At 57.0% G+C, this 1,014-nt stretch carries 1 protein-coding gene; it reads right to left on the minus strand.

Annotated elements, in window-relative coordinates:
- Positions 1–1,014: elongation factor Tu (tuf, locus tag BGP85_RS00125; RefSeq protein WP_103445265.1), on the minus strand; the 1,014-nt coding region annotated here is incomplete at both ends.

Genomic DNA, 1,014 nt, shown 5'->3' on the forward strand with positions numbered 1-1,014 from the left:
GACCGTCTTCCATTGCGATGGTCTTGATCAGGGTAACAGTCATCTGAATGTTGTCACCTGGCATTACCATTTCAACGCCTTCCGGCAGCTCGCAGTTACCGGTCACGTCAGTGGTACGGAAGTAGAACTGAGGACGGTAGCCTTTGAAGAACGGAGTGTGACGACCGCCTTCTTCCTTCGACAGGACGTAGACTTCTGCGGTGAACTTGGTGTGCGGCTTGACCGAACCTGGCTTGACCAGAACCTGGCCACGCTCAACGTCGTCACGCTTGGTACCACGCAGCAGAACGCCGCAGTTCTCGCCAGCACGACCTTCGTCCAGCAGCTTGCGGAACATCTCAACACCGGTGCAGGTGGTGGTGGTGGTGTCACGCAGACCAACGATCTCCAGCGGGTCCTGAACGCGGACGATACCACGCTCGATACGGCCGGTAACAACGGTACCACGACCCGAGATCGAGAATACGTCTTCGATCGGCATCAGGAATGGCTGGTCGATGGCACGAACTGGCTCAGGGATGTAGGCATCCAGAGTTTCTACCAGCTTCTTGACAGCGGTAGTACCCATTTCGTTGTCGTCTTTGCCTTCCAGCGCCATACGAGCCGAACCGATGATGATCGGGGTGTCGTCGCCTGGGAAGTCGTAGGTGGACAGCAGGTCGCGAACTTCCATCTCGACCAGTTCCAGCAGCTCAGCGTCGTCTACCAGGTCAGCCTTGTTCAGGAAGACCACGATGTACGGAACGCCAACCTGACGGGACAGCAGGATGTGCTCACGGGTTTGTGGCATCGGACCATCGGCGGCCGAGCAAACCAGGATCGCGCCGTCCATCTGGGCAGCACCGGTGATCATGTTCTTCACGTAGTCAGCGTGACCTGGGCAGTCAACGTGAGCGTAGTGACGAATGTTCGAGTTGTACTCGACGTGAGCGGTGTTGATGGTGATACCGCGCGCTTTTTCTTCTGGAGCCGAGTCGATTTTGTCGAACTCAACGACGGCCGAACCGAAAACTT

Source organism: Pseudomonas putida (assembly GCF_002906855.1).
GTDB classification, from domain to species: Bacteria; Pseudomonadota; Gammaproteobacteria; order Pseudomonadales; family Pseudomonadaceae; genus Aquipseudomonas; species Aquipseudomonas putida_N.